This window comes from Jatrophihabitans fulvus (assembly GCF_054781375.1).
In genome coordinates, this window is sequence record NZ_BAAGUN010000005.1 from 213,233 (window position 1) to 230,428 (window position 17,196).

18 protein-coding genes and 1 tRNA gene are annotated in these 17,196 nt (G+C 72.4%); 6 read left to right on the forward strand and 13 right to left on the reverse strand.

Annotated features, from left to right (window positions below; genetic code table 11):
• The first annotated feature begins 3 nt into the window (after positions 1-3).
• On the forward strand, positions 4-816 hold the full coding sequence (locus tag ACYVP9_RS17215; protein WP_460606147.1) for an aminoglycoside phosphotransferase family protein: 813 nt from the start codon (positions 4-6) through the stop codon (positions 814-816).
• A 12-nt stretch (positions 817-828) separates the two neighbouring features.
• On the opposite strand, the gene ACYVP9_RS17220 is transcribed toward ACYVP9_RS17215, so the two are convergent.
• Entirely contained in the window at positions 829-2,112 is a 1,284-nt protein-coding gene (locus ACYVP9_RS17220) for an MFS transporter (protein WP_460606148.1), read from the reverse strand.
• Between the two features lie 42 nt (positions 2,113-2,154).
• On the opposite strand from ACYVP9_RS17220, the gene ACYVP9_RS17225 reads away from it, so the two are divergent.
• Positions 2,155-2,733, forward strand: coding sequence for a TetR/AcrR family transcriptional regulator (locus ACYVP9_RS17225; protein ID WP_460606149.1), 579 nt, complete (start codon positions 2,155-2,157; stop codon positions 2,731-2,733).
• Between the two features lie 3 nt (positions 2,734-2,736).
• Here ACYVP9_RS17225 and ACYVP9_RS17230 read toward each other — a convergent pair whose 3' ends face one another.
• The gene (locus ACYVP9_RS17230) at positions 2,737-2,922 is read right to left on the reverse strand and encodes an Rv0909 family putative TA system antitoxin (protein ID WP_460606150.1); all 186 of its coding nucleotides are present in this window, start codon (positions 2,920-2,922) and stop codon (positions 2,737-2,739) included.
• 86 nt (positions 2,923-3,008) lie between these two features.
• Here ACYVP9_RS17230 and ACYVP9_RS17235 point away from each other — a divergent pair, with 86 nt between their 5' ends.
• Entirely contained in the window at positions 3,009-3,947 is a 939-nt protein-coding gene (locus ACYVP9_RS17235) for a DMT family transporter (RefSeq protein WP_460606151.1), read from the forward strand.
• 25 nt (positions 3,948-3,972) lie between these two features.
• On the opposite strand, the gene ACYVP9_RS17240 is transcribed toward ACYVP9_RS17235, so the two are convergent.
• From ACYVP9_RS17240 to ACYVP9_RS17275, 8 genes are all read right to left on the reverse strand, one after another.
• A tRNA-Gly gene (locus ACYVP9_RS17240) sits at positions 3,973-4,043 on the reverse strand.
• Between the two features lie 128 nt (positions 4,044-4,171).
• Positions 4,172-5,188 carry an NmrA family NAD(P)-binding protein gene (locus tag ACYVP9_RS17245; RefSeq protein WP_460606152.1) on the reverse strand — a complete coding sequence of 339 codons (1,017 nt, stop codon included), beginning with the start codon at positions 5,186-5,188 and terminating at the stop codon, positions 4,172-4,174.
• Positions 5,185-5,979, reverse strand: coding sequence for an SDR family NAD(P)-dependent oxidoreductase (locus ACYVP9_RS17250; RefSeq protein ID WP_460606153.1), 795 nt, complete (start codon positions 5,977-5,979; stop codon positions 5,185-5,187). The genes ACYVP9_RS17245 and ACYVP9_RS17250 overlap by 4 nt, the downstream gene beginning before the upstream one ends.
• Positions 5,970-7,772, reverse strand: coding sequence for an FAD-dependent monooxygenase (locus ACYVP9_RS17255; RefSeq protein WP_460606154.1), 1,803 nt, complete (start codon positions 7,770-7,772; stop codon positions 5,970-5,972). The genes ACYVP9_RS17250 and ACYVP9_RS17255 overlap by 10 nt, the downstream gene beginning before the upstream one ends.
• Positions 7,769-8,407 carry a VOC family protein gene (locus ACYVP9_RS17260; RefSeq protein ID WP_460606155.1) on the reverse strand — a complete coding sequence of 213 codons (639 nt, stop codon included), beginning with the start codon at positions 8,405-8,407 and terminating at the stop codon, positions 7,769-7,771. The genes ACYVP9_RS17255 and ACYVP9_RS17260 overlap by 4 nt, the downstream gene beginning before the upstream one ends.
• Before the next feature lie 13 nt (positions 8,408-8,420).
• The gene (locus ACYVP9_RS17265) at positions 8,421-9,347 is read right to left on the reverse strand and encodes a fumarylacetoacetate hydrolase family protein (RefSeq protein ID WP_460606156.1); all 927 of its coding nucleotides are present in this window, start codon (positions 9,345-9,347) and stop codon (positions 8,421-8,423) included.
• 111 nt (positions 9,348-9,458) lie between these two features.
• The gene (locus ACYVP9_RS17270) at positions 9,459-10,760 is read right to left on the reverse strand and encodes a PucR family transcriptional regulator (protein WP_460606157.1); all 1,302 of its coding nucleotides are present in this window, start codon (positions 10,758-10,760) and stop codon (positions 9,459-9,461) included.
• 22 nt (positions 10,761-10,782) lie between these two features.
• Positions 10,783-11,454: a lysophospholipid acyltransferase family protein gene (locus ACYVP9_RS17275; RefSeq protein WP_460606158.1), complete on the reverse strand. Its 672-nt coding sequence runs from the start codon at positions 11,452-11,454 to the stop codon at positions 10,783-10,785.
• 54 nt (positions 11,455-11,508) lie between these two features.
• Here ACYVP9_RS17275 and ACYVP9_RS17280 point away from each other — a divergent pair, with 54 nt between their 5' ends.
• The 3 genes from ACYVP9_RS17280 to ACYVP9_RS17290 all read left to right on the forward strand — a co-directional run bounded on the left by ACYVP9_RS17280 (position 11,509) and on the right by ACYVP9_RS17290 (position 14,430).
• Complete coding sequence (locus ACYVP9_RS17280) at positions 11,509-11,757, forward strand: hypothetical protein (protein ID WP_460606159.1); 249 nt, start codon at positions 11,509-11,511, stop codon at positions 11,755-11,757.
• Between the two features lie 61 nt (positions 11,758-11,818).
• Positions 11,819-13,996, forward strand: coding sequence for a malate synthase G (locus tag ACYVP9_RS17285; RefSeq protein WP_460606160.1), 2,178 nt, complete (start codon positions 11,819-11,821; stop codon positions 13,994-13,996).
• Complete coding sequence (locus ACYVP9_RS17290; protein WP_460606161.1) at positions 13,993-14,430, forward strand: GlcG/HbpS family heme-binding protein; 438 nt, start codon at positions 13,993-13,995, stop codon at positions 14,428-14,430. The genes ACYVP9_RS17285 and ACYVP9_RS17290 overlap by 4 nt, the downstream gene beginning before the upstream one ends.
• 9 nt (positions 14,431-14,439) lie before the next feature.
• Here the strand turns inward: ACYVP9_RS17290 and ACYVP9_RS17295 are convergent, their stop codons facing one another.
• The 3 genes from ACYVP9_RS17295 to ACYVP9_RS17305 form a co-directional block, all read right to left on the reverse strand.
• Entirely contained in the window at positions 14,440-15,372 is a 933-nt protein-coding gene (locus ACYVP9_RS17295; RefSeq protein ID WP_460606162.1) for a vWA domain-containing protein, read from the reverse strand.
• 63 nt (positions 15,373-15,435) lie between these two features.
• Positions 15,436-16,341, reverse strand: a complete 906-nt coding sequence (locus ACYVP9_RS17300) for an AAA family ATPase (RefSeq protein WP_460606163.1) — start codon at positions 16,339-16,341, stop codon at positions 15,436-15,438.
• Positions 16,338-17,180 (reverse strand): mycofactocin-coupled SDR family oxidoreductase, encoded by an 843-nt coding sequence (locus tag ACYVP9_RS17305; protein WP_460606164.1) that lies wholly within the window; start codon positions 17,178-17,180, stop codon positions 16,338-16,340. Before ACYVP9_RS17305 ends, ACYVP9_RS17300 begins: the two co-directional genes overlap by 4 nt.
• Between the last annotated feature and the right edge of the window lie 16 nt (positions 17,181-17,196).

Here is a 17,196-nt window from a genome sequence, read left to right on the forward strand (position 1 = left end):
GCGATGGCGCAGTGGGTCCAACGCCTGCCCGAGCTCGTCCACCGCGCCGCGACCCACTGGCAACTGACCCTCGGTCCGGTTTTCCAACCCGGCGGCATGACCGCGTGGGTGGCGCCCGGACGCACCCCCCACGGCACCGAGGTGGTGCTCAAGGTGGCGTGGCGGCACTACGAGGCCGAGCACGAGCCCGACGCGTTGAAGGTCTGGAACGGCGACGGCGCGATCATGCTGCTCGACCAGCTCGCGCTCGGCCGCCAGACCGGGGCGATGCTGCTCGAGCGCTGCCTGCCCGGCGCTCCGTTGGCGACGCGACCGCCGTTCGAGCAGGACGAGGTCATCGCGACGATGCTGCACCGGCTGTGGCGGGTGCCGCCGGCCGGGCACCCGTTCCGTCCGCTGCTGCAGATGTGCACCGACTGGCTGACCGCGTTCGACCCGGACGCCGCGACCCGGCTGATCGGCGACCCCGGCATCGTCCGGGCCGGGATGGCGACGTTCGCGGCGCTCGCCGCGGAACCCGGCGATCCGGTACTGCTGGCCACCGACCTGCACGCCGGCAACGTGCTGTCGGCGCAACGCAGCCCGTGGTTGGCGATCGACCCCAAGCCCTACGTCGGCGACCGCCACTTCGACGCGCTGCAGCACCTTCTCAACGACCCGGCTCGGCTGCGCACCGACCTGCACGGGTTCGTCGACCGGATGGCCGCACTGCTGGACCTCGACCGGGCCCGGCTGCGCTCGTGGCTGTTCGCCCGGGCCGTGGTCGAGGTCCGCTGGTTCGACGTCGCCGTCGACGTCGCCCGAGAGCTGGGCTGAGACCGCCGCCGGTCAGCGGGCGTCCGCGCCCGACAGGCACGCCTCGCGCGCCGGGGTCAGCTGCTGCACGGCGACCGGCTCGGCGACCGGCTCGGAGTCGTCCCGCCGCCGCAGCAGCAGGGCGACGGCGGCGAGCACCGCGACCGCGAGCACCGCGAGGCCGTACTCGACCGAGGTGCCGACGACGTCGTCGTTGTGCACCGCGAGGAAGCCGCCGCCGATCGCCGGGACGCCCAGCGCGAGGTACGACACGACGTACACGAGCGACAACAACCCGGCGCGCTGGTGCGGCAGCGCGAGCGGGACGACCGAGCGCACCGCACCCTGGAAGGCCCCACCGAATCCTGCCCCGGCCACCGCGCTGGCCACGAGGAAGCCGGTGGCGCTGCCGAGCTCGACGGCGCCGAGCACGAGCGCAGTGCCGACGACCATGCCCAGCACGCCGACGAGCATGACCCGTCCCGCCTCGGCGTTGCGCAGCAGGAGCGTGGCCGGAACCGCGGCGCCGGCCAGCACGAACAGCGGGACGCCGCCGAGCAGCAGCGAGTCCGACCCGGCGAGAGTGCGCACCAGCGACGGTCCCAGGGAGGCGAAGTAGCTGGGCAGCGCCCAGGCGGCGATCAGCGCCGGTGTGGCCACGAGCATCGCGCGGCGCGCGGCCGGCGGCAGCGAGAACTCGGGCACCAGCGAGCGGCGGGCGCCGGGCACGCGCGACACCGTCTCGCGCATGAACACGACGCCGAGCGCCTGCACGAGGAACACCACGAGCAGCAGCACGTAGACGAGCCGGGTCGGCGCGGGCAGGAACTGCACCACCAGACCGGCGCCGATGGCCCCCGACCCCGTGCCGAGCGGGGCCGACAGCGCATTGGCGAGCGGGCCCCGGCGGGCGTCCAGGTCGATCAGCGTGGCGCCGACCGCGCCCGCGACCGCACCGGTGGCGAGACCCTGGACGATGCGCGCGGCGAGCAGTTCCGGCACCCCGTCCGCCAGCAGGAAGACGACCATCGCGACCGCCTGCGCGACGAGACCCGCGAGCAGGACCGGACGCCGTCCGACGTGGTCGGACAGGCGACCCACCACGAGCAGCGCGACGAGCACGGCCAGCGCGTAGACCCCGAACACGACGGTGGTGGTGATCGCGGAGAAGCCCCACTCGGCCGCGTAGGTCGAGTAGAGCGGAGTCGGGGCGGACGAGGCGGCGAGGAAGCCGATGATGATCGAGGCGAGCAGAAGGAACGACACCCGATCGGGCAACGTCCGCCGTGCGGATTGATTAGACAGGTCTGTCTGCATGTCGAGGACGTTAGACAGACCTGTCTGGTAATGTCAACCGACGTGAGCACCTCGACCGCGGCACGCCCCAGCGCCCGCCAGCGGCTATTGGACGCCGCCGGCGAGCTGTTCTACGCCGAGGGCATCCACACCGTCGGCATCGACCGCGTCATCGAGCGGGCCGGCGTGGCCAAGGCGTCGCTGTACAACACCTTCGGCAGCAAGGACGAACTCGTCCGCGCCTACCTGCAGCAGCGTCACGCCAGGACCCAGGCCCGGGTCGAGGCCGCGCTCGAGCGGTGGAACACGCCGCGCGACAAGTTGATCGGCATCTTCGTGTCCCAGGGCGAGCGCATGCGCGAGCCCGACTACTGCGGCTGCCCGTTCGTCGCCGCCACCGCCGAGAGCCCGGCCGACAGCCCCGCTCGCGCGGCCACGGCCGACTACCGGGCCTGGATCCACGGGCTGTTCGCCGGTCTCGCGGCCGAGGCCGGCGTCGCCGACCCCGACGGCCTGGCCCGCCAGCTGGTGATGGTCTACGACGGCGCGGGCGTGGCCTTCCGGGCCGACGGCGACGCCGCGGCGTCCGACATCGCCCGGGCGTCGGCCACCGCGCTGGTCGACGCCGCCCTTCCCCGCTGAGGGTCAGTGCGGACGACGCTGCGAGCGCAGCACGCCACGGACGGCGTCCGCCGCCTTGCGCACCGACGCCTCGCGGCCCTTGGCGCGCTTGCTGGCGAAGCGCTCTGCACTCGTCACCCCTCGTTCGAGCTTGGGCCCGTGCTTGCGGGCGAGGTCCTCGGCCTGACGACGGAATCGGCGAACGTCCATGCGTCTGGAGTACCCACGCCGTCCGGACGGTGGCGCTGCGTGAGCCAGGAAGTGCCTGTGCGACCACGGTCCGCGGGCCCGCCCGCGTGACCGCGACACCCACCCGGTCGCGCGTGGACGGCGGCGTCCTGCGCCGGAACGCCTCGTCGCTGGCGTGCGCCGGGCTCGTGGTGACGTGGAGCTCGGGGTTCGTCGGGGCCGAGCTCACGGCCCGGTCCGGCGCGTCACCGCTGACCGTTCTCGGCTGGCGTTTCGTGCTGCTCGCGGTGCTGCTCGTCACGGTGTGCGCGGTGACGCGGACGTCGCTGCGGTCGTTCGCCGCGTGGCGCCGGCAGGGCCTGCTCGCGCTGCTGTGCCAGGCCGGGTACCTCGTGCTCGTCTTCGAGGGCGTGAGCCAGGGCGTGCACGGCGGCACCGCCGCGCTGATCGCCGCACTGCAGCCGTTGCTCGTCGCGACCGTGGCCGGACGGCTGCTGGGCGAACGGTCGAACCGCGTGATGTGGGCAGGCACCGTGCTCGGGCTGGTCGGGGTCGCCGTCGTGGTCTCGGGCGATCTCGGCACCCACGGCGCGTCCGTCTGGGCGTTCGCCCTGCCCCTGCTCGGCATGCTCAGCCTGAGTTCGGGCACGGTGCTGACCCGCCGGATGCGTCCGACCGAGTCGCTGCTGCAGAGCCTGACCGTGCAGGCGGTGGTGACCGCCGGCATCGTGATGGCGGTCGCCGCCCTCGCCGGTCACGCGGCCCCGCCGCGGCAGCTGGACCAGTGGGCCGCCGTGGTCTGGTTGATCGTGCTGGCCAGCCTCGGTGGCTACCTGCTGTACGTCGTCGTCACCCGGACGCTGGGCGCGACCACGGTCAGCACGCTGCTCTACCTGACGCCGCCGACGACGATGCTCTGGGTGTTCGTCATGTTCGGTGAACCCGTCACGCCGGCCGGGCTGGTGGGTCTGGCGATCACGGGACTCGGCGTCGCCGTGGTGCTTCGCGGGCAGCGACCCCGGCGACCGCTCAGCGGAGCCGGCTGACTCGGAGCGGAGCCGGGTGACTCGGAGCGGGTGACGGGAATCGAACCCGCACTGTCAGCTTGGGAAGCTGATGTTCTGCCATTGAACTACACCCGCAGACCGTGCCGACACTAGCAGCAGACCCAGCAATCACGGGACCTGCGGGGTCCGGGCCGGGCCGCCGACATGATCTTGACCGGTGACCGTGTGGGGGTCGCGGTCATCGCTTGTGGCTCGACGGGCCATCAGGAAGCGGCGGGGCCGGTCATCCGGTCGCGGGTGCGCTGCGCGAACGCGCGGTAGGACGTCGCGGGCCGGCCGAGCAACCGGGGCAGCGTGGCGAGGTCGCCGGCGGGCAGGCCGTGCTCGTCGTAGTAGGCCATCATCCGCATGTAGTTCTGGCGCGCCTCGGCCGGCCAGCTGCTCATGTCGCGCGCGTTGCGGGCCTCCCGCACGCCGCGAAGCAGGTGCGGGGCCGATCGCAGCCGCGTCGCCACCAGCGATCGGACGGCCGGCCCGCCCAGGGCCGTGGCGGCAGCCAGCGGGTTGAGCAGTGTCCGTGGCGGCAACCGGACCGCGGTCACGTCGTGGCCCAGCACTGCAGCCCAGTCGCGGGCCATCTCGTGCCGCGTCAGTTCCTGCGCCGAGAGGTCGTAGGTCTCGCCGACGTGCTCGTCGGGCGCGCGCAGGACCGCTGCCGCCACCTCGGCGACGTCCTCGACGTCGACGACACCCATGACGCTGTCGGGTGAGACGGGGTAGGGCATCACGCCGGCGAGCAGGAAGTCCCACACCTCCAGGTAGTTCTGCATGTAGTGCGAGGGCCGCAGCACCGTGACCGGCAGGCCGGAGCCGCGCAGCAGCCACTCGACGCGCAACTTCTGCTGATGATGCGTCAGCGCCTCGATGTCGGGATGGACGACGGAGTGGAACACGACGTGCAGCCCGCCGTTCGACCGGGCGGCGGCGACGAGCCGCTCCGCGATCGGGACCTCGTCGATGAGCCGGGTCGGCGCCGCATGGTAGATCGCTCGGGCGCCGCGCACGGCGGTTTCGAGGTCGCCCGGCGTGCGCAGGTCGCCGACGACCACCTCGACCGCGCCGTCCTGCTCGGACGCGCGGGCCTGGGCCTCGTTCTTGACGAGCGCGCGGACCTTCTCGCCGTGCTGCGCCAGGGCGCGGACGAGCGGGCGGCCCACACCACCCGCGGCACTGGTCACCACGATCATCGCTGCCTCCTCGGACAGTCGTCGGTCGGTCATGCCGACTTGATGGGTCGCAACACGTTCGCGACGGCCGGCAGCAGCACGCGCTTGGGCACGAACTTCGCCAGTCGCGCCGTCACCGCGTTGTCCAGGCCGGACACCACGCTGGAGGGCGGATGGCGCCGGGCGAGGGTTCGCAGGCCGGTCGCGGCGACCTGTTCGGCGGTCTGCATGCGCTGCCTTCCGCCGATGGTGGCCGCGGTGTCGCCGACGACGTCGAAGAACTCGGTGCGCGTCGGCCCCGGGGCGAGCGTGAACGCGATGACGCCGTGGGGTTTGAGCTCCTGCCACAACGACTCGGTGAAGCTCACGACGAACGCCTTGGCGGCGGCATAGACGGCCATGGTCGGGACGGGTTGGAACGCCGTCGTACTCGACACGTTGATGACGGCCCCGCGGCGGCGCGCGACCATTTCCGGCAGGAAGGCGTGGCACACGTCGACGACGGCGCGAAGATCGACCGCGATCTGCTGCGCCAGGGCGTCGCCGTCGGTGTCGATGAACGGACCCTGGGTGCCGAACCCCGCGTTGTTGACGACGAGGTCGACCTCGCCGTCCACCAGTTCACGCAGGCGTCGTCCGGCCCGGTCGACACCGAGGTCGAGCGCGACGGTCGCGCAGTCGACGCCGTGCGCGCGCTGCAGTTCCTCGGCCAGCGCGCGCAGCCGGTCCTCGCGTCGGGCGACGAGCACGAGGTCGCACCTGCGCGCGGCGAGTGCCCGGGCGAAGGCCTCACCTATGCCGGCACTCGCGCCGGTGATCATGGCGCGGGTAGGGGTCAGCGGCATCGCGAACCTTCCATCGTGCGGACGGGGAAGTGGTCGAGGAATAGCGCGAGCCCGGCGACGGCGGACGCGTCGTCGGACGCGGAGCGCCAGGCGACATGACCGTCGGGACGCACGAGCACCGCGCCGTGCTCACCGACCTCGAACAGCTCGATCAACGCCGCGGAGTCGGCCGGGTCGGCCGCCTCGAGCGCGATCACCGGAGTGTCGGTGTCGGTGCGCCAGCGCTCGGGGTCGGCGGTGAACAGCGTGGGCATCCGTGGGTCCAGGACGTCGTGCGTCGACAGGACCCGAGCGTCGTGACGGATCCAGGCGTGCGGCAGCCGGGCGCCCGGCCAGGTCGTCGGCAGGTAGAACACGATGCCGTCCCCGTCGAGCGGCTGCGGGGTCTCCTCGCTGCTGATCAAAGGGCTGCGGTAGGCGTAGCCGAACTCCAGACCGGTGGAGGCGAAGTGCTCCAACTGGTCGGGGATGCGGGTGGCGACGACGGTGCGACGGCGACGGGCCGCGCGACCGTCACCGGTGAGCAGCACGGACCGCGAGACCCCGAGCCGGACGATCATGTCGGCGAGCGGGCCGGCCACCGGTGCGGGCAGCCGCCGCGTCACCGGTGAGTCGAAGATCGCGGTCGCCCGAGCCAGGCTCTTGTTGTCCGGCGCCATGCCCTTCACGGCCTGGTCGAGCCGGAAGTGATTGGCGGTGCTCTGGTCGGCGAAGCGCCGCACGACCGGACGACGTTCGGTCTCGTAGGTGTCGAGCAGGCTGCGCTCGGCACGCCCCTCGATGACGGCGGCGATCTTCCACGCCAGGTTGTGCGCGTCCTGCACGCCGCTGTTCAGCCCGAACCCGCCCGTGTGCGGGAACCGGTGAGCGGCGTCGCCGGCCAGCAGCACCCCGCCGTCGGCGAATCGCTCGGCGGTCTGGCTGGTCATGGTCCACGTGCGGGTGCTGTGGATCGTGTAGTCGACGCCGTCGCCGAGCACACGCGGCAACACCCGGTTCCAGTACTCCCGGCTGCGCCGGGCGATCGCCTGCCGCCCGTCGAGATAGGGCGTCATCAGCACGTAGTCGTCGTCCGCGTGCGCGATCATGACGCCGCTGAACGCGGGGCCGTAGAGCCAGCGCAGCAACGGCCGCCGTGGCTGATCGGCGAGCGTGGGAGCGCGGAAGAAGACGCTGCCCATCTTGGCCAGAACCGGCCCGCGCATGCCGATCCCGAGCAGGCTTCGCACGGTGCTGTTCGCGCCGTCGCTCCCGACGAGCAGCGGCGCGGTGAGATCGCCGGCGCCGTCGTCACCGTCGACGCGCACCACGACGCCCTTGGTCCGCTGCCGCAGGCCGGCGACGACGCACCCGCGGCGCAACTCGATGAGCGGTTCGCGTTCGACGGCCTTCCACAGCACCGGCATCAAGCGGTGCTGGCCGATGTGCGAGACCAGGAAGCGCGAGTGCGTCTGTACTTCCTCGACCAGCTCGGGCGCCGACAGCAGGTCGATGTGACCGAGCGGCGGCGACTGCAGGTCGGTGCACCATTCGATGACGCTGACCTCGTCCGGGGGCGGCGCCAGGGCCGCGACCTCGCTCGCGAGCTGCGGCGACGCCTGGTGCCAGATCTCGAACGAGCGGGCGTTGATGACGTGGGCGGCCGGATGGGTGAACGCTTCGGTACGCCGCTCGATGATCACGCTGGGGATTCCGTAACGCGCGAGCAGCAGCGCCAACGTGCACCCGGTGGGTCCGGCGCCCACGATCACGGGCGCCGTCGCGTAGGGCGCTCTGCCGTACGGCGCGGTCACAGCGTGCGCAGGTTGACGGCGCGGCGGTTCGCCTTCACCTTCGTGCCCGGCCGGTTCCCGGCCCCCGGTTCGAGCAGGTCCGCCTCGGGTACGCCGGCGAGCAGCTGCTCGTGCAGGTACGCCGGGTCGATCACGGTCCCGATCGGGTTGTCGGCGAAGGTCTTGCTGGCGAAGAAGTCGGCCGTCTGCTTCGCGGTCGGGAAGTTCTCGACCTGGAACTCCAGCCGGGTGCCGTCCGGGTCCTCGTAGTAGAGAGACGTCGTCGGTCCGTGGTTGATCGCCCAGACCGGGTCGATGCCCAGAGCATGCAGGTCGTGCCACTTGGTGAGCAGCGCCGTGAGCGAGGCGAACGTGAACGCGATGTGGTCGACCCCGTAGACCTTGCGCTTGAATCGCGTCAGCGGGAACAGCCGGCGCACGAAGCCCGGCACCTTGACCAGGGCGACGCGGTGGCTCTCCTCGTCCCAGGTCAGGAACGCGATCGTCTTGTCCTCGTGCACGACCTGCGCGCCGAACACCTGGCCGTACCAGGTGATCATCTCGGCCGCGCGGGACGTCTTCATGACCCAGTGCGCGAGGTAGGCGGGGCGGACGACGTCCTGGCGGCCCGCGGCTTCGGCCACGATCTCGGACACGGTGGTCTCCCTTCTAGCGGACGACGTTCGTCTGGACACCGAGGTCCAGCGCGCCGTCGTCGGTTCGGATGGCGGCTTCGAGCCGGTCACCGGGCTGCAGGTAGTTCGGGTTCCTGAGCTGCCGCTTGACGAAGATCGACCACTTGGTCGGCTCGGGCAGCAGTGCCCCGATGCGCTGGACGATCGCGGGTGGGGGCGCGAGGGCGACACCGCCGGGCGTCCCGGTGAGCACCAGGTCGCCCGGTTCGAAGTTCTCCAGCTCGGACGCCTCGGTGAGGGTGGCCGCGGGATCGAACACCATCTCGCCGGCACGGGCGTCCTGCCGCAGGCGCCCGTTGACCGACAGCGTCAGCCGCAGCTCGCGCCAGCGCGACACCTCGTCCCTGTCGGGGACGCACAGGTACGGCCCGACCGGGCAGAACGTGCGGTAGCTCTTGCCCTTGTAGAACTGTCCCTGCGTCAATTGCACGTCGCGGGCGCTGACATCGTTGGCGACGACGAAGGCGGCGACGTAGTCGGGCAGGTCGGCCTCGGTGACGGTCACCGGCGCGGTGATGCGCGTGCCGACGACCAGGCCGAGTTCGATCTCGTAGTCGAGCAGCCGCACGTGCGGCGGTCGGACGACGGCCTCGTGCGGGCCGGTCAGCGAACCGCTCGACTTCGTGAACATCAGGTTGAACGCACGGTCGGCGGACATACCCGTCTCGGCAAGGTGCGCCGGATAGTTCGCGCCCTGGCAGAAGACCCGGGCGCCGGGCAGCGGATTGCACACTCGCACCGAGTCGACCGGCACGCCCGGCTCGGTGTGGCCCATCGCGCGGGCTGCCGCGACACCGGCGCTCAGCACCTCGGCGATGCCGTCGTACCGCCCGGGAAGCGGTACGACCTCGTCGCCGCGGATCACCCCCCAGGCCACGTCCGCGTCGTCCACGTCGTCCACGGCGGTGGCGTAACGAACGAGATTGACGGCCATGAGACGAGTGAACTGGCCGAACAGGGGCCGCCGACATGGACCGAGCACCAGAGCGCGAGCCGGTATTTGGCCTGTAGTTCAGTGAGGCCGCTGTGCATCCTCCAGCGGTGCCATCCCGAGTTCGTGCACGACGGCGAGGGCCACGCGCAACTGCATGTGATGGTCGGCGAGCGGACGGCCGCGCAGCTCCTCCGCCCGCCGGACGCGGTACGCGACGGTGTTGCGGGCGACGTGCAGCTGGTGCGCGGTGTCCTGCAGGCTGCGGCCGGTGTCCAGGTAGACCCGCAGCGTGTCGCGAACCGTCGCGACGGTCGCGGCCGGGTCGGCGAGCCCGCCCAACTCGCGGTGCACGAAGGCGCGGAGCAGGTCCGGTCGTTCGGTCAGCATCACCAGCAGATCGACGTCGTCGTAGGCGAACAGCCGACCGTCCGGGCGAACGGACCGCTGCCCGAGCCGGGTGGCTTCCAACGCTCGCTGGTGGCTGACCCTGAAGCCCGATGCGCCCGCGCCCCCACGACCGACTGCGACGCGGACGCCGGGAGGTATCGCTGCCTGCCCGTCCATCACGACCCCCGCCTGCACGGTCCCGCCCCAGGCCCAGACCCGCCCGCGACCGATGGGTTGGACGACGAGGTCGCTGCAGCCGGCCCTCGTGAGGACGTCCGACGCAACCCGCTCGAGCGCGCCGACGCCGAGGGCCACGGCGTCGTCCGTCCAGAGGACCAGCGCCGTGTGATGGCGGCTCAGGTCGTAGTTCAACACCTCGCCGACGCGCTCGTCGGCCACCGTCTCCCCGCGGAGCAGCAGCTCGATGACGTCCATGCGAGCGGCGGAGGAACTGGCCTGCCAGCGCGAGTGCGCCCGGTCGAACTCGGAGATCATCGCGCTCGACACCGCCTCCACGACGGCGAAGAGCACCTCGGCGATGCGCCGGCTCTCGTCGAAGCGCTCGTCCGGGGGCACGAGACGCAGTACGGCGTCGACCACGGCTGCGTGCGCGACACCGTGCGCCAGCTGCAGGCTGAGCAGCATCACATCACTGCCCACTCCGCGAGCGACCAGCTCCGACGGCCCGGTCACCACGCCCAGAGCCGCGCCGGGATCGAAGCCGGCGTCGAGGGCGAGCATCCCCAGCACGCCCAGTGCGACCGACTCGCACCCGCGACGGACGTCCTGCACGATGCCGTCGACGGCCAGCTGCGGAATGCGCTCCTCGATCGCGGCGGACATGCCGCGACCCAGCTCGAGGGCCCACTCGACCGGGCCGGCCCCCAACGCCTCCACGACGACGTCCAACCCGGGGTCGAGAGGTGGCGCGGCCTGCGTCGCCGGCGGCTGCGACGGTTGCAGCTGGGTGACCCAGTGCGGCGTCCGTGCCATGGCTTCACCCACCCGATCGGCGTCAGAGCGGGTTGCCCCGGCCGTCCCGTCCGACGGTCTTCGAACGCTTCGATCCCGCTCGACCCGCCCCGACGGCCGGCGCCCGGTCGCGCACCTCGGCCATGACCCGCTTCGTCAGCGCGATGGCGCTCTCGCCGGGCTTGGGCTGGCCGCCGGAGGGTTCGAAGAACTCCACGGTGATGCGCGGACGCTTCGGGAAGCGGACGATGTCGACCGCGCCGGTGATGCTGCAGGCGACGACGCGGCTGGCCGGGACGGCGAGGGCGAGCCGCCCGGCCCCACTGAGCGCGCGCATCTCGCGACCGCGCGAGATCGTGCCCTCGGGGAAGATGCCGACGCACGCGCCCGCCTCGAGCCCGTCGATCGCGTTGCGCAGGGCGTCGGCGTCGCCGCGGCCGCGCTCGATGGGGATCTGCCCCATGCCGTCGAGCACCTTCGCGACGACCGGGTTCTTCCACAGCGACGCCTTGGCGAGCGCCCGCACCTGGGTGCCCTTCGCCGCGACGCCCACGACGAGCGGGTCCCAGTGGCTGTCGTGGTTGGCGATCATCACGATCGCGCCGGGTGCCTCGAGCAGCTCGAGGCCGCGTACCCGCAGCCGTCCCCACCACCGCACGAACGGGGTGGCGATGACCATCACCGTGGCATAGGTACGCGAGACCTGGCGGGGCATGACCGAAGCATGTCAGTTGTCGGGCCGGACGCGCAGACCGGGAACCGTGTGACGGTGACCGTCTACCTCGCCAGCGCCGGGACGGGCTTCGCCGACGACCTGCCCGGGCCCTGGTCGGCGGTGCACAGGGTCGCGCCGACGGTGCTGCTCGTCGACAGCGACGCCTCCCTGTCGCGGGTCTACCACGAGCTCAAGTGGTCGTTGCCGGCCACGACGCCGTTGCTCGTCGTCGCGGCCGGGGCGGCCAAGTCGGCACACGTCGCGGCGGGCACGACGAGCTGGTTGCGCGAGCGCGGGCTGTGAGGCCGTCCGCCCGATCGGACGGGCAGGTGCCGGGGCCGTCCGATTCGGGAACGATCGACCCGTGACCACCAGCGACTACACCGACAGGCAGGGGCTGCGGGTCGACACCCGGCTCGCACGGTTCATCGAGGACGAGGCGGCCCCGGCGACCGGCGTCGGCGCGGACGTCTACTGGGCGGCCCTGGCCCGGGTGGTCGGCGAGCTCGCCGGTCGCAACCGCGAGCTGCTGGCCGAACGCACCCGCCTGCAGGACGCGATCGACTCCTGGCACCGCGAGCGCGGCGACGCGCCGATCGACGCGGGCGAGTACCGCGCGTTCCTCACCGAGATCGGCTACCTGGTGCCGTCCGGACCCGACTTCACCGTCACGACCGAGAACGTCGACCCCGAGATCGCAACCGTCGCCGGTCCGCAGCTGGTCGTCCCGTCCACGAACGCGCGGTACGCGCTGAACGCGGCCAACGCGCGGTGGGGATCGCTGTACGACGCGCTGTACGGCACCGACGCGATGGGCAGCCTGCCGCCGCCGGGACCGTACGACACCGGCCGCGGCGGCGAGGTCGTCGCCTGGACGCGCGCGTTCCTCGACCGGACGGCGCCGCTCGAGCGGGGCTCGCACGCCGACGCGACCGGCTACGCCGTGACGGACGGACGCCTCGCCGTGACGCTGCCCGACGGCGAGACCGGGCTCGCCGACCCGGGGCTGTTCGCCGGGCACCGGGGTGCCGCCGACTCCCCCGACGCGGTGCTGCTGCACCACCACGGGCTCGGCATCGAGATCGTGATCGACCCGTCGACACCGGTGGGCGGGGCCGATGCCGCCGGCGTCTCGGACGTGCTGCTCGAGGCCGCGGTGTCGACCATCGTCGACCTGGAGGACTCCGTCGCCGCCGTCGACGGCGAGGACAAGGCCGCCTGTTACCGCACCTGGCTCGGCCTCATGACCGGTGAGCTGACCGAACAGGTCACCAAGAACGGCTCCACGTTCACCCGTCGCCTCGCCGAGCCGCGCACCGTGACGGCCCCGGACGGCACGAGCACCGAGCTGCGCGCACAGTCGCTGCTGCTCGCCCGCAACGTCGGGCACCTCATGTCCACCCCCGCGGTGCTCGACGCCGACGGGCACGAGATCCCCGAGGGCCTGCTCGACGCCGTCACCACGACGTACACGTCCCTGGTCGACGTCGGGCCGGGCGGACGGCGGGTGAACTCCCCCGCCGGGTCGATCTACCTCGTGAAACCGAAGATGCACGGGCCGGACGAGGTGGCGTTCGCCGTCACCACCCTCGAGCTGGTCGAGGACGCGTTCGACCTGCCCCGCGACACCGTGAAGATCGGCATCATGGACGAGGAGCGGCGCACGTCCGCCAATCTCGCCGAGTGCATCCGCGCCGCGAGTTCGCGCGTCGCGTTCATCAACACCGGATTCCTCGACCGCACCGGCGACGAGATCCACACGTCCATGCTCGCCGGGCCGATGGTCCGCAAGGCGGACATGAAGTCGCAGGCCTGGATCACGGCGTATGAGAACCAGAACGTCGACATCGGTCTCGCGACGGGTTTGCTCGGACGCGCGCAAATAGGCAAGGGCATGTGGGCGGCGCCCGACCGCATGCAGGCGATGCTCGAGGAGAAGGTGGGCCACCCCCGTGCGGGTGCCTCGTGCGCGTGGGTTCCCTCGCCGACGGCCGCCACCCTGCACGCGACGCACTACCACGACGTCGACGTCGCGGCCCGCCAGCGCGAACTCGCCGACGGCGGTGCCCGCGGGACGCTCGAGGACCTGCTCACCGTGCCCGTGGCGACCGACCGGTCGTGGAGCGAGGCCGACATCGACGCCGAGCTCGAGAACAACGCGCAGGGCATCCTCGGCTACGTCGTGCGCTGGGTCGACCAGGGCGTCGGCTGCTCGAAGGTGCCCGACATCCACGGCGTGGCGCTGATGGAGGACCGCGCCACCTGCCGCATCAGTTCGCAGCACATCGCCAACTGGCTGCACCACGGCGTCGTGACGCCCGAGCGCGTCGACGACGCGCTGCGGCGCATGGCGGCGACCGTCGACGAGCAGAACGCCGGCGATCCCCACTACACGCCGATGGCGCCCGGCTTCGACGGCGAGGCGTTCCTCGCCGCCCGTGACCTGGTCGTGCAGGGCACCACCCAACCCGCCGGCTACACCGAGCCGCTGCTGCACGCCCACCGACTCCGCCGCAAGGCCCAGCAGGAGGACCACTCGTGACCACCACCCCGCTCACCCTCGAACTCGCCCGGCAGATCGTCGCCGCGGCGCGGGCGCACGGCCGCGAGGTCGGGCTCAAGCCGCTGTCCGTCGTCGTCCTCGACGCCGGCGGCCACGTCACCGCGTTCGAACGCGAGGACGGCGCGTCGAACGCCCGCTTCGAGATCGCGTTCGGCAAGGCCAACGGCGCGCTCGCGCTCGGCCTCGGGTCGCGTGCCCTCATGGCACGCGCCGAGCAGCAGCCCTACTTCATCGCGGCCGCCGCCGCGTCGATCGGCGGCGCGCTCGTGCCGGTGCCGGGTGGGGTGCTCGTCCGGGACGAGCACGGCGAGACCGTCGGGGCCGTCGGGGTCACCGGCGACACGTCGGACAACGACGAGGCCGCCGCCGTCGCGGGCATCGAGGCGGTCGGCCTGACGCCCGAGACCGGCTGACCCGTCCGCTCAGCGGGCGGGGCCGGGCGTGAACAGGCGGGTGACGCCGGGGGCCACGTCCCGGTGGTCGCGCACGAGCGCGACCCGGCCCCGGCCGAGCCGGGCGAGGTCGCGGGCGAGGTCGGCGTCCTGCTCGCCGGACACGTCGAACAGCACGTCCAGGCGCGGCAGCCGGGCCGCCGTGGGCCGCGGGTCGGGCCCGGCGTTGTGCACGCAGTCGCTGAGCAGCAGCACCCGCGCGTCGCGGCTGGGCACCCGCGACAGCTCACGCGCGGCGACGCGCAGCGGGAACTCGAGGTTCGTCAGGCCGCGGGGCGGAATGCGCAGCAGCGTCGTCACGAGCTGCGCGGCGGGAAGGTGCGGCCCGAAGTGCTGCAGGACGGCGGCGTCGGACCAGAACGCGATCACCGCAAGGTGGTCCCGCGCGAGTTCCGCGCCGAGCGCGCCCACCGCGGCGGCGGCCGTCCGGGCCCGCTCGCCCTTCATCGAGCCGGAGATGTCGACGAGCAGCACGATCGAGCGCTTCGTCCGCACCCGGTCGCGCACGACGAAGGTGTCCTCGGTGATCTCCGGCTCGTCGAGGACGTTCGCCAGGGTGGCGTCGAGGTCGAGATCGTCCGACTGGCCGCGGTAACGGACGCTCGTCAGCTCACCGCCGCCGCGGCGCGCCGTGGTGTCGCGCGGCGGGTGCTTCAGCCCGAGCCGGCGCGCGATGCGCAGCGCTCGCGCGAGCACCTCGCCGTCGGGGTCGACGGCTTCGAGCTCGGCGGCCGCCAGTGCGGCCGCCTCGTCCGTCGTCCCCGGACCGCCGCTGCCGCGCCCGCGGGCCGGCCTCGCGTCGCGCGTGCCGTCGGACGACAGCACCATGCCCCCGCCGGACGACGCGTCGAACAGATCGGGATCGGCGTCGAGCTGCTTGGGCCGGCGGCGCAGCGGACGCATGCCGCGGGTGGAGGGCTGCCGGTCACCGCGGCGCTGCAGCGGCGAGTCGGCCTCGACCTCTCTTCAACCCGGTTCGGCGGCCGACGAGTCGAGCAGGTGCTGTTCCCAGATCTCGCGCAGCACGTCCTCGGGCGTGCGGTCGACGACGTCGTCCAGCTGGATGCGTCCCGACAGCGCGACGATCATCGCGTCGAGCAGGGTGTCGGTGTAGCGGGTGCCCTCCCCCCGCAGCGCGAGCAACTGCCCGGCCACGAGGGTGAGGTCGATGGCGCCGCGCACGCTGCTGCCCTGGCGGACGTCCGGGTGCTCGCGGGTGGCGCGGGTGACGGCGACCGCGTCGCGGCCGACCCGGGACGCCAGGTCGGGCGGCAGCTCGGGCAGCGGTGCGCGCAGCGCCACGATGTCGCGCTCGGCGGACGCGTCCTGGTAGCCGACGGCGAGCCGGCACAGCCGGTCGAGCACGCTCGTCGACAGCCGGCTGGTGCCGACGTTGTCGTACGGGTTCATCGACGCGACGACCCGGAACGACGGCTGCGCCTCGACGGTGCCCACCCGCGGGACGGCGATGCGGCGGTCGGCCATCGCGGTCAGCAGCGTGTTGAGGGTGTCCTCGGGCGCGCGGTTGAACTCCTCGATGTAGAGGAACCCGCCCTCGCGCATCGCGGTCAGCAGCGGTCCGTCGACGAACGTGTCGGCGCTGTAGTCCTCCCGCAGCACCCGGGACGGGTCGTGGTGGCCCGTCAGGCGCGCCGGGGTCAGGTCGGCGTTGCCCTCGACGAAGACCAGCGGGATGCCCCACTCGGACGTGATCGCCCGCATCATCGTCGTCTTCGAGGTCCCGGGCGGGCCCTCCAGCACGATGTCGCGGCCGGCGGCGGTGGCCGCGAGCACGAGCTCGAGCTCGCGCTCGCGGCCGACGAGCTGCGCGGCGATCCGCGCCCGGGTGTCGGCGAGGGCAGTGGTGCTCACCTGACGCAGTATCCGGCGTCCACCTTCAGCTCGGTGCCGGTGACGTAGCGCGCCTCGTCCGAGGCCAGGAACAGGATCGCGTTGCTGATGTCGACAGGCTCGACCCACGGGATCGGCAGCGCGTTCGTGGTGGCGAAGACCGGCTCGGCGTCCTCGCGGGTCGGGTGCTCGAGATCGGGACGGAACAGGCGGAACGCCGACTCGTTGAGGATCATGTCCGTCGCGACGCCGGTCGGGTGGACGCTGTTGACGCGGATGTTGAACTGGCCCAGCTCGAGCGCGAGCGTCTTCATCAGGCCCACGACGGCGTGCTTGCTGGCGGTGTAGGCCGCGACGTTGGGCGTGCCCTTGATGCCCGCCGTCGAACTGGTGATGATGATCGATCCGCCCGTGTTCTGCTGCTTCAGGTGCGGGATGACCGCCTTGCAGGTGTGCCACACGCCCTTGGCGTTGACGTCCATGACGTCGTCCCACTCCTCGTTGCCCACCTCGTCGGTGGGCCCGCCGAACTCGAAGATGCCGGCGTTGGCGGCGACGATGTCGACGCGGCCGAGCTCGGCGACGCCGGCGTCCAGGGCGTTCTTGAGGGCGGTGTAGTCGCGGACGTCCGCCTTGGTGGCGACGATGCGGCGGTCGAGCGCCTCGACGGCCTTCACCGTCTCGGCGAGGTCCTCGTCGGTGGCGCCGTCGTAGAAGCGGCTGACCGACTCGATCGACTCGCAGATGTCGACGGCGATGATGTCGGCACCCTCCTCGGCGAGACGGATCGCGTGGCTGCGGCCCTGCCCGCGCGCAGCTCCCGTGATGAAGGCGACCTTGCCCTGAACCCGTCCCGCCATGTCGTACCCCTCGTCT